This is a genomic window from Paenibacillus sp. NPDC058367 (genome assembly GCF_042723305.1).
In the GTDB taxonomy this organism is placed as follows: domain Bacteria; phylum Bacillota; class Bacilli; order Paenibacillales; family Paenibacillaceae; genus Paenibacillus_AQ.
In genome coordinates this window covers 315,251-326,682 of sequence record NZ_JBHXIZ010000003.1, presented here as the reverse complement: position 1 = coordinate 326,682, position 11,432 = coordinate 315,251, and the positions used below count along the sequence as shown (strand labels likewise).

General features: G+C 35.4%; 10 protein-coding genes and 1 pseudogene. All 11 read left to right on the top strand.

The window, feature by feature from the left end:
• Positions 1-1,125: RES family NAD+ phosphorylase (locus ACFWMP_RS18320; RefSeq protein ID WP_379424418.1), on the top strand; the 1,125-nt coding region annotated here is incomplete at its 5' end.
• Positions 1,126-1,212: 87 nt separating this feature from the next.
• Complete coding sequence (locus ACFWMP_RS18315; protein ID WP_379424417.1) at positions 1,213-1,500, top strand: recombinase family protein; 288 nt, start codon at positions 1,213-1,215, stop codon at positions 1,498-1,500.
• Between the two features lie 673 nt (positions 1,501-2,173).
• A complete protein-coding gene (locus ACFWMP_RS18310; protein ID WP_379424416.1) occupies positions 2,174-3,055 on the top strand; it encodes a hypothetical protein in 882 nt (293 codons plus the stop codon).
• Entirely contained in the window at positions 3,052-4,275 is a 1,224-nt protein-coding gene (locus ACFWMP_RS18305; RefSeq protein ID WP_379424415.1) for a hypothetical protein, read from the top strand. Before ACFWMP_RS18310 ends, ACFWMP_RS18305 begins: the two co-directional genes overlap by 4 nt.
• Before the next feature lie 277 nt (positions 4,276-4,552).
• Positions 4,553-5,428, top strand: coding sequence for a DUF5677 domain-containing protein (locus ACFWMP_RS18300; protein WP_379424414.1), 876 nt, complete (start codon positions 4,553-4,555; stop codon positions 5,426-5,428).
• A gap of 161 nt (positions 5,429-5,589) precedes the next feature.
• The gene (locus ACFWMP_RS18295) at positions 5,590-6,237 is read left to right on the top strand and encodes a restriction endonuclease (protein ID WP_379424413.1); all 648 of its coding nucleotides are present in this window, start codon (positions 5,590-5,592) and stop codon (positions 6,235-6,237) included.
• Between the two features lie 24 nt (positions 6,238-6,261).
• A complete protein-coding gene (locus ACFWMP_RS18290) occupies positions 6,262-7,635 on the top strand; it encodes a protein NO VEIN domain-containing protein (RefSeq protein ID WP_379424412.1) in 1,374 nt (457 codons plus the stop codon).
• 49 nt (positions 7,636-7,684) lie between these two features.
• The gene (locus tag ACFWMP_RS18285) at positions 7,685-9,118 is read left to right on the top strand and encodes an SEFIR domain-containing protein (RefSeq protein WP_379424411.1); all 1,434 of its coding nucleotides are present in this window, start codon (positions 7,685-7,687) and stop codon (positions 9,116-9,118) included.
• Between the two features lie 135 nt (positions 9,119-9,253).
• Positions 9,254-9,979 carry a DUF4145 domain-containing protein gene (locus ACFWMP_RS18280; protein WP_379424410.1) on the top strand — a complete coding sequence of 242 codons (726 nt, stop codon included), beginning with the start codon at positions 9,254-9,256 and terminating at the stop codon, positions 9,977-9,979.
• A gap of 283 nt (positions 9,980-10,262) precedes the next feature.
• Positions 10,263-10,394 (top strand): annotated as a pseudogene (locus ACFWMP_RS18275) (sporulation initiation factor Spo0A C-terminal domain-containing protein); the annotation flags it as partial.
• Between the two features lie 406 nt (positions 10,395-10,800).
• Positions 10,801-11,394 (top strand): hypothetical protein, encoded by a 594-nt coding sequence (locus ACFWMP_RS18270; RefSeq protein WP_339242848.1) that lies wholly within the window; start codon positions 10,801-10,803, stop codon positions 11,392-11,394.
• Positions 11,395-11,432 lie beyond the last annotated feature (38 nt).

Below are 11,432 nucleotides of genomic sequence, written 5' to 3'. Positions count from 1 at the left end.
GCACCTGAAGTGCTCAAGCTAGGGAGCGCATACGATGCTGCAAAGATAGGAATTGCACCTGAAGTGCTGAAGCTAGGGAGCGCATATGATGCTGCAAAGATAGGAATTGCACCTGAAGTGCTCAAGCTAGGGAGCGCATATGATGCTGCAAAGATAGGAATTGCACCTGAAGTGCTCAAGCTAGGGAGCGCATACGATGCTGCAAAGATAGGAATTGCACCTGAAGTGCTGAAGCTAGGGAGCGCATATGATGCTGCGACTAATAATTTATTTAAGAACCTAGTAGTACCAAAAGAGACATTTGAAAAGGCATATCCTTCATTACATATTGATAATCAAAATGTGAAGAACATATTATCAGGAGTTTCTCCATCAAAATATAAAATTGAAAGCAAGCTTCAGGAAGAAGGTGGAATTGACTCTTTCTTTGTTATGAGTGATACGAGTGAGGAAATACCTATTAAATCAATGGTAAGTACAGTTAGTTCAATTGAACTTCTCAACCAAATAACAAAAGATGAAGCTTTGTCTTTTTATAATCATTTAGCGAAATACCCTATGCTAGGACTTGAACATGAAGTGGGAAGGAGGATATTCGATGAATTAAATAACATTAAGGTGCGAACTATTCAAATCAATACTCTATTATTCAGAGCAAGACCAAGAGATTCCGAAAAAAGAGCTATTCCATACACTACAGAAGAGATGTTTTCTGCTCCTTTTGGAGTAACAGGAATGGGGAGATTTAATTACCCTGGGCATGGAGAACTTTATGCCTGCGATAATAAAGATGTTGCAATAAAAGAATGTTTAAAAGATAGCAACATAGCTGTCGATGTAATGATGCTTGAATTGATTAAACAAGTTAATTTAATTGATTTAACCGAAAAGGAAACTCCTTTAGTGCAATTTTGTAGCTTTAGCCTAAATACTTCAACTGGTCTGGAATATTTAGTACCTACTTTCATTGCTCAATGTGCAAAAAGAAAGGGGATTACTGGGATAATTTTTAATAGTAGTCAAGATGGTAATGCATTGAACTATGTTTTCTTTGATTACTTGACGGGTTGGTTTAATGCAAATCTGATAGAAACAGGTGTGTGTAATAAAGTAGGGTTTAGCTGAAACTTAAGGGATAGAACAAAGCCTGAGTAGAAATAGTTCAACGAATATGTACTATAAGTGTGACCAGATGGATTGAAATGTTTACTAGTGTCTATCAGTTTCTACACATCTAGTGGACGAACCGTGTTTAAGATGATAGGTGTTATCGCTGAACTGGAACGAGAGATGATATTGGAGCGAACTAAAGCTGGATTGGCGGCTTCCAGAGCAAGGGGGAGAAAAGGAGGGCGACCTAAAACTGACTCAAAGAAGATTGAACGTGCTTTGAAGCTGTATGACAGTCAGGAACATTCTATTGCGGATATTGAAGCAATGACTGGGGTTATGAAAGCAACGCTTTACAGGGAGTTAAATATTCGTAAAGAAAAAAGTTAAATTAAATAGTGATTAAACATGAAGAGCATCTACGGATGCTTTTTTTATGGGAGGGGGCTATCTTTAGATCACTGAAAATTTATTTTTACCACAATATACCAAGCGCTGTTCTACTACGACAGGCTGTTTTAGTATAGAAGTCGCCAAAACCACGAGATAAAAGTCTCCCAACTCCCTATATATAGTGTAAGGCTATAATGAATAGCATAAGCTTGAAATAAGGGATCTGCAAAACCACTTGATAAATGTCTCCCATGTCCCTATAAGAAGTGTAAGGTTAAAAAGAATACTATAGCTATCAAAGCGACAAAATAGCTGGTATGCAGAATCACTGGATAAAAGTCTCCCAACTCCCTATATATAGTATATGACTGCGATGAATGCCATAGCCATAAGCATGAAAAATCGGTGGTTTACAAAACCACTTGATGAAAGTCTCCCAACTCCCTATAAATAGTGAAGGGCTTTATATTATCCAAACTAATAGAAGTTGTTGTATTACATATAGGTATGTATTTAGTTAGAAGTTTGAAGGTTCTATGCTTATATGCAGATTAATACACAATTTAAAGTAATACAACCATATTGTAAATGCTGAAACAGCCTTGGGATTAATCCTTTGGCTGTTTTTTGCGTGCTATAAAAATACAAATTAATAGAAAGGTAGACGAAATTGAAGAGCAAAATTGAGAGAAGGCAAGTACTACAAGAGAAGAAAAGGATTGCAAGGTTGAAAGGAAGAGGATGGTGTAAAAAGGATGATGCTTTCTGTAGCGATATTTTAGAGTCAAAGGAATTTAGTGCAAATTTATCAGGGTTAGTCAGTGCTGTTGAGAAATTGGAGGCAGTGATTTTGCTGGTTAGATCAAGCCAGAATTCAATTGAAAGAACGAAAAACAAAAATAGACCAACATATTTTGGTAAACCGCATGAATTTAAAGATCGTCATGCTATGGCTGAAGCACTACTTGCAGAACATTGGTTTATGAAAGAATGGATTTCACAATACCAGATCTACAAAGAGGATAATATGAGACTGAATTATAGACCTACAATTGGTAGGAAAGACCATGTTATGGGATATACCATGGATAACATTGAAGCAGTCCCTTTTAGCCAAAATGCATCAGAAAGAGCAATCGAAAGGTTCTCAGCACCATGCATCGCTATAGTCGCCACAAAAACAGACTCTACGGAAACTGTGTTTGAATGCTCAAGTGTTGTAAATGCAATTTCTCGAATTGATGAAGTATTGGAATTAGGTGTAACGCGCAGTATGATGCAGGGCAATCTCAACATAGGCATCAGGCGTGTCACAGAGGAGTATTCAATACTTATCATTGGTAAGGACAGGCTGATGAATGAACCACTGGTTATTGATATGGGCATTCCAGTCAGCGTTGTAACGGAAGATACAAGTGTACGCTATGTGCATATGCCAGATTTTCAAGAAGAAACGAAAAGCTGTTTGGAACTGAACGTTGATGACTTTGGGGTTGTTTATATTAAATTTGTTGAAAGTATCGAAAATATGAAAGAAGAGGTAGCAGTATGAGTTTATGTTTTAGTTATTTTGGTAAGAATCAGATTTTTGTGTGTGCGGATAGTCGTGTGTGTATCGGAGTTAATGGGGAGAATCATCACGTTACTGATGATTATAGGAAGATTAGGAGAGTCGGCAATAAAGTTGTTTTTATAAGCGGCGAAGTAGAGGTCGCTGAGAAGATATTTAATAATATTGGAGCTTCATCCACAGTTCAAGACATTAAAATTGAAGCTGAGAAGGAATTTCGTTATTATGAGAAACTTCATCCACATGAGGATGCTGGTATAATCGTAAAAATCCTCCTAATGGAAAAGCAGATGCCAGCATATTACTTTTTCAATAGCAAAGATTTCGTTTTGGAGAAACAGGATAGCAGTGAAGGGCAAATTTACTCTATTGGAGCGCACCAAAAGGAGGCTATGGCATATTGCCTTGGTGTACAAAGTCGTCAGTCTGGTATTGGTGTAGATGAAGCGATAATAAGCGCTTATCATCATGTAGCTGACGAAACAGTTGGTGGCAAGCTGAATTGCTTCTTGATCTCTAACGATGGCATTGCTGAAGGACAAGGAGTAATTGAAGATAGTAAGCTTTTAAAAAAAGCAAATGGTAGAACCTTTCCTTACCATTGTACGCTTGGCGGCAATTTGGTTGCCAGAAACGCGACATTGGTCAATACTGACATCAGCGGCAACATCAACATGACAAGTGGCACAATGTCTTGGAGCAATATTAACAGTGATCCCACTATTTCAACTGCACAAACGACAGCTAACACAGCGATAAATGGAGTTTCTGCTATTGCAAGTGGAACATACAGTGGTACTTTTATCAACGGCAAGATGATCTACTCTCCAACTCTCCAAGGAGGAAGAATCATCGGTAACTCAATTGAAGGTAGTACTATCACAGGTGCAACGATTATAGGGGGATTGTTCAAAACTTCTGATTCAGGGAACAGGATTGAACTAAACTCTTCTGGACTTAATTCTTTCAATGGAAGTAATCAATTACATGGTGTGAGGATTGAAAGTTCAAACTATTCTTCATTAGGATTTTGGAGTGACGGAACCTTTAGAGGTTCAGTTGAAGCAATTAATGGAGGTTTGCAGATTAAACCTTCGGGTGGAAATTTAGTATTGAACGCGAATACTAATACGGTGGTTTTGCAAGGTAAGGTTGATTTTAGCGATGCGGTTGTAACAGGTTTTGTTCCTGTGTTTGGCTAATGAATTTCTTCTTTCAGTGATAGAAACGTTTTTAAATAAACTAGAAGGGCGTCTAATGCCCTTCTAAATTAAGATGGTCTGTAATTATAATCAGAGTTATTTTGAATTATTACTCTGGGAGTATTCTACTATAAAATAGGTGTCATAGGTGGCAAAGGTGTTATTCTTAGGGGATTTTGAATTTCAACTTATGTTATTATAGTTAAGGATAAATCTGCTCTGGAATAGAAGTAATTCAAAGGAATTATAGAAGTCTATCGTGTTAGGGGTGAGATGTTTGGAATTGTATGACTTGTTTTCTTTAGGTGACGTTGAGGAGGAATTTAAGCGTTACATATTAAATATTGAACAGACTTTCCCAAAATGGCTAGAAGAACAGAATGAAGAACATGATACAGCACTATATTTACTTTTGACATACTATTACTTTCTTAATTATCTAGCTGACTCAGAAGTGTTGTCGCATGCAGATCAAGGTAGTTTCTTATTAGCATCAAAAACTTCAACAGATGTATATGCGATTTATAGTTGTTTGAAAAGCGGCTGCGTTCATCAAGCTTCAATTATACTCAGATCATTATTTGAGACAGCAGTAACAACTAAATTCATTTATGGAGACCTTAAGTATCGAATGGAATTGTTTTTGAATTATAAATACATAGAAAAGCATCTAGCAATAAAGAAAGATAAACGCATAATACCAGCAAATGAGCATGCTGAAATCGGACGGATGTTTGAGCAAATAAAACATCAATATAATCTAAAATCAAGTTGGTATAGTAAACACCTGTGGGGAATAATGGAACAGGATTCTAAGTTGAAGCATAAGTATCGTAAAGCAAATTTCAAAGCATTATGTGAAGTAGTTGAGATGAATGGCGATTATGATAAGTTGTATGGTGCATTGTCTATGACGGTTCACGGTTCTCCAGTGGTAGATCATTTGTTTGTTTCTAAGGGGAATTTCACTGCCGCACCAGTATTTAATTCCATGCAGATTATAACAACTTCTAGTCTTGCGATTCATTATGCTCATACAGTATTTCGTTATATCGTGGAACATTCGGAGAATCAGAGTGCTAAAAAGATGATTGATTATTCTACATGGTTATCATATGCAAGTGCGAAGGTAGCGAAGGAAGCGAATTTTTAGGTTAATAGGAAAAGTGTAATGCATACAAAAATAAAGCAGTGTTTTACAGAGAGGCAGTCGAATATGACTGTCTCTCTTCTATGTCGAAATATCCAATAAATTGATTTATTTCCAAGGATAATATGGTATGATTTTACTAGTTTGTATTGGAGGTAGCCCTAATGGTCTATGTTTTATTTGTATCAATGGTTGTAGTGATTGTTGTACTTGGTTTGTTATTCTTGAATTTTCAACGTAAACAAAAGAGATCAGCAGTTTTTATTGAAGAGAATTATGATTTAAAAGCTATCACCATGGCTGAGATAGACAGGATGGAGGATGGTTCTGGCTTTGAGATGTACCTGTACAGGCTGTTCATAGAACTGGGCTATTCAGGAGTCTACAAGACTGTAGGGAGTCGCGATTTCGGAGCGGATGTTGTTTTCACTGATCGTGAAGGTGTCAGAAATGTTGTTCAAGCAAAGCGGTATCGTATAGACAATCCAGTAGGCATCAGTGCTGTACAGGAGGTCTTTTCATGCATGAGGTACTACAAAGCTAAGAGAGCTATCGTGATCGCTACAGCTAAGTTTACGGAGCCATGTGAGACGCTGGCTGGCATCAACCATGTAAAGCTAATAGATCGAACTGACTTGATAAACGTCATTGAGGCGTTCAGAAGCGATGACATTGTTGCAGCACGTAAGATTATTGAAGGAGAGCCAAGAATGATTCTAGAGTCTTGGTCTGAAGCGAATAGCGGTGTACTGCACGAGGTGCGCAAGGATTACAAAGCGGAGAAGTATGTGAAAAAGGTTGTGGGGAAGTAACTTGATCTTATAAGGAGAAGTCTCATGAGGAAAAATAGCAATGATGTCCTCAATGCTTTAACAGATGAATCAAATCAAAATTTAGCTAACTTTTTGTTCTTTTACAATGAAAATTCTCATGCAAGTTATAAATCTTCAATAGCTAGAGTGATGCAAAGGGCTAAGAAAGACAATTTTAAAGATTTGAATTTTGATGACTATAAACCTATAGCTGACAATATCGAACAGAGTGCGAGAAAAAAAACAGGGGATAGTTATGTTGAGTATTTCTTTAAATATTTATTCGCAAACGATATTATAACTGACCATAGGTTCGAAAAAATATGGATAAAAGATGATATAGTCAAACACTTTGTTTTAAGTAAACAAGACAAAGGAACTAAGGGGAAGAAAAAGAAGGAAATCTTGAGTATAGAACAGATAATGACTATTCAAGAGAAAATGAATGAAGATTATTCTAGGTTTGATATGTTAAGAAAAGCGCTAGTGTGGTTTTTATTATTCGATACAGACGCTGGTGTAGATGAGATAAGGTATGTGACAAGCAAAGATTTTAGTAACGGTATTTTAAAGCTAAAGAACGGGAAGGAATGTGGTATTCCTGAGAGGTTTCATCCCGTTTTTAAAGCACTCTCTGAGAAGCAATATGATGGATTTAGTAGTTTGCCTGATATTGTGAGAAGCATTGGTGAACTTGTAGGAATTAATGATTTAATACCAAGAACTATAATGAATACTCGGAATGCGAATATGTTGAGTTGTAGTAACTGTCATCGTAAACATACAAATTTATCTTCCAATTGGAAGTCAATAAACGGTCGTATTGTCTGTATGATCTGTGCTGAAAAAATCAAAAAAAAAAGTACATTCAAGCCCCTTGAGATAACAAATGAAACTGTTAAACTACAATCTGAAGAAATGGAAATTGGGATATCTACGGTTCTATATACATTTAATGAACTGAAGTCTCAAATTCCAAGAATGGTTGATTATTTAAAACTTCATGAATTTCAAATGAAAATAGGGAAACTGGGCGAAGCGTATGTTTACGAGTTAGAGAAAAAGTATCTTAAGGATAGTGCGTATGAAAGCAGGATTGATGCAACCAAGGCTATAAATGAAAAAAATGGTTATGACATATTGTCCTATGATTTAGAGGGAAACGAAGTTTGTATTGAAGTGAAAACGACTATTAAAGAAGAGACTGATTTTTTCATGAGTCAGAACGAATTAAACGTTGCAAAGTCCTGTATTGATAGAGGTGGCTTATATCACGTATATAGAGTCTCAAATGTAATGAGTGAGTTTATAAAAGTTGAAGTCATAAAAAACATATTTGATAGTTCAAAATATGAAATTCATCCATGTTCATATAGAGTAAGTTTTAAAAATAAATAAACGCAACTTGATGTGTATTATGAACATGTGAATTGAAGGAGCGAGGGGAATGAATCAGAGAGTTATCGAGAATCCCAAAGTATTTATATCCTACAGTTGGACAACTCCTGAACATGAAGTTTGGGTTGTGGAATTGGGTGCAAGGTTGAGAGAAAATGGAGTTGATGTGATTCTAGACAAATGGGACTTGAAAGAGGGTCAAGATACAACGTTCTTTATGGAGAGTATGAAAGCAGCAGACAAAGTTTTGATAATTTGTGAGAGTGGTTATAAAGAAAAAGCAAATAAAAGAAAAGGTGGCGTCGGAACAGAAACTCAGATAATCACACCAGATATATACGACAATGTCTCCCAAGAGAAATACATACCTATAGTGGCAGAGAGAGACGAAATGGGGCAGCACTACATCCCAACATTCATAGAATCTAGGCTTTATATTGACTTGTCATCTTTCGATAGTTTTGAGGAGAACTATGAAAAGCTTTTACGTAATATATATCAAGTTCCTCTATATAACAAGCCAGAGTTAGGGAAGGCTCCTGCATACTTGTTTCAGCCTGAAACAAGCCACAGTAAAACAGCTTCTATTTTGAGACAAATGAAATCAAATGTTGATCGATATCCACAAAGATTGAAGCATCAATGGGGGAGTTTTACTGATAATTATATGGAATCACTAAAAGATTTCACAATAGAAGAAGTTGAGAATCCAAATGAAATTGATGAAATCATTCTTGAAAGGCTCTCAAGTATGCTTGCTTTACGTGATGACTACATCGAAGGATTAGAAGTGATGGTTTTAGCAGATTCTTTAGATGTAGATAATATTGTTGATTTTTTTGAGAAAATATACAGTTTTACTGAATTCCGAGGAAGTGGCTCATATTACGAAACACAGTTTGATCACTATAAATTTTTAATTACTGAACTGTTCTTGTATACTGCACTCATACTGCTCAAAGCCAAAAAATATAATACACTATCACAGTTAACTAATGCTGAGTTTGTAATCAATGCAAAGAGGAATCATAGTGTGTTGGACAGCTTTGCTATGCTTAAACTGTATCCTGATTCTCTTGAGCAAAGAAACCGAAGACTAGGACTGCGAAAATACAGCCTATATGCAGATATTTTGGTACAGAGAGCTGAGACGAAATACAAACGAGATTTAATTGAAGCGGATATAGTTTTATATAACATCTCAAAATTCCTCACTACAGAAGAGGATGCATGGTGGAAAGTATGGTTTCCTTCGACATACATTTACGTAAGGGAGTTTGGTAGTACCATTAAACTTTTCTATAAATTAAAGTCGAACAGCCATTTCGAAGAAATAAAGGTTCTATTTAATAATCCTGATAAGGATGTTTTCAAATCTAGGATGGCTGCAATGTCTGTGGATGAAGGACACTCTGGTTTTATGGCTGTTGTTCCATTAATTAGGACTTATGTGAAGCCAGAAGAAGTTTGTTCAAAACCATAAATTGTAATGGTATAAGAATTGAATCAAATCCGAATTTTATGCGTTGATGGGAAGAGTTTGTTGTCAAACTTTTGTCTGTTTTAGTGGGGATTACTTGCTATAGGTGAGTAAAAATCATATCTAGTGGGGGTATATATGGGAGATAAAAAGCATGCGAAGGTTTATTGTAAAAGCTGCCAAGGTGAGAGGAATCATGAATCCATTGCTGAACCTTATGAAAGAAGATCAACACACGGAGATGATATTCAGTGGAGAGAGAGTTATTATATTGCAAAATGCATGGGATGTGAAACGGTAGCTTTTATAAAGCAATATGGCGATGAGGATATGTGGGAAGAAAACGAATTCGGTGAAAGAGATTACATAACGGAGTATACAGTGTACCCAGAAAAACCAGAGTCTGGTTCTTCCCTTTATGGCTCATTAAATTTATTGAGTCCAAAGGAGTTTGAAGAGATTCCAGATGATCTTTTAGAATTATACGATCAAATTATTCAAGTTTATAATTTGAAATTTCACTTGCTAGCTTCTTTTGGTTTAAGAACATTAATAGAAGCGATTTGCAAAGAAGTAGGTGTCTTGGGAGGCACACTATTTGATAAGGAAAATAAGGTAGCTAAAGTAAAGAACGATGGTATCACTGTATGCAGTTCAAATAGTTTAGAAGGCAAGATATATGGTTTATATGAAGGAGAATACATTTTATGGAAACATGCATTAATATTGCAAAAAGTCAGGGACGTAGGTAATACTGCTGCGCATGAGATAAAAACACCTTCAAGAAAAACTGTGAAGGACAGTATCAGTATAGTTGAGAAAGTTTTGGAAGACATTTATGATTTGGATAAATATAAAATATAACAAAGTTGTTTACTATTTTCCATATCAGTTCAACTTCTTTATACAATAAAGGATTCTTTAAAGTCAAAGCTGATTGATTCGGCGAAGAGAAAATATCTTAATAGCTTACTGAAGATATATGTTGAAAACGGGATTCACACACTGCGTGTCACTCCTTATTATTTGTATGCTTGACATAAGAATGGATATAATATACATTCATTCTGTGAGCAAGGTGACCAACTAACTCACAAGCTAAAACCCAATAAACAACCTAAAATTGCATAACTTATATAGAATTAAGACCCGTGGCAACATCGATTCCATCAGCCATTTATTCGGCTACACCATTAATATCTCCAAATCTAAGCCTACTAACTCGGAATTTATTGCCATGGTAGCCGACAAGCTACGGATTGAGCATAAGGTTAGTTGAAAGGGTTAGGGGCAGTGCGTGGTAAGGGATTGTGGGTTGCTGGTAGGTGTTTAGGCTAAAACGATTTTGCCTATAAACTTCTTTTTGGGTAATTTAAAGCCAATCAATTTCTTCTTTGTATATGTATAAAATTCACTCCTTTATTGGGTTGGTAAATCCAATGGAGGAGTGTTTGTTTATGACTGATTTTGAATTTCAAATTGATAATTTTATGTGTGCTATACTTCGCAGGGACTATCTTATAAAACATCTTGTGCAAAATCAATTAGAAGCAAATGAACAGTTAACTTTCTTCAATTGAGTTGATTATAGAGATTATCTAATGGAACAATTTAGCATCTGATAAAACAAATATTTTATCTAAAAGGAGACATATGAACTTGAAAAAATAGTGGGAGTGTGAAATATGAAAAAAATATTATTGGTTTGTATTATGATAATGTTGATGCTAACATCGGCTTGTGGAAATGTTGAAATGACATCAAATCCAAATACTTCTAGTGAGCCTAAACCTGAAACAGATGAGTCGATTATTCCAAAAAACACATCCGTATATTGTGCTCAAGAAAGTATAAATTTGAATAGTGAAACTGAAAAATATTTCTATGGAACTTGGAAAGTTGAGAAGCTTTTAGGATTTGCAAATTCATATAATGATGCTTCTGAATATCCAACAGGGCAAAAATTTATTGGAGATGAAATTATCATCAAAAAAGACTTTTTTTCATCAAAAGGACTTAAAAACTATAGTGTTTATCAATATGAACTAAAAAAACCATTATATGAGATTACAGCGACATGTTATAACTCTGACTCTTTTTATAGATTATATAAAATAGATATCCCAGACTTAAATATAAATGATGTAGTAAAAGTAATAAATATAAGTGACCCTTCTACAAACCTTGGAATACCTTTAAGTTTTTTTGTTGTTAATAACGATAGGCTTATCTTGTTATCAGAGGCAACTATTTTTGAGCTTAAAAAAATTACTGATTAAATGAATACGATTCTGAAAATGCCTGTTGATATAGAATG

Bases quoted from the DNA above. Each gene is read 5' to 3' on its own strand.
- ACFWMP_RS18305 (WP_379424415.1), top strand. From the start codon at position 3,052: ATGAGTTTATGTTTTAGTTATTTTGGTAAGAATCAGATTTTTGTGTGT.
- ACFWMP_RS18270 (WP_339242848.1), top strand. From the start codon at position 10,801: ATGAAAAAAATATTATTGGTTTGTATTATGATAATGTTGATGCTAACA.
- ACFWMP_RS18280 (WP_379424410.1), top strand. From the start codon at position 9,254: ATGGGAGATAAAAAGCATGCGAAGGTTTATTGTAAAAGCTGCCAAGGT.
- ACFWMP_RS18295 (WP_379424413.1), top strand. From the start codon at position 5,590: ATGGTCTATGTTTTATTTGTATCAATGGTTGTAGTGATTGTTGTACTT.
- ACFWMP_RS18285 (WP_379424411.1), top strand. From the start codon at position 7,685: ATGAATCAGAGAGTTATCGAGAATCCCAAAGTATTTATATCCTACAGT.
- ACFWMP_RS18290 (WP_379424412.1), top strand. From the start codon at position 6,262: ATGAGGAAAAATAGCAATGATGTCCTCAATGCTTTAACAGATGAATCA.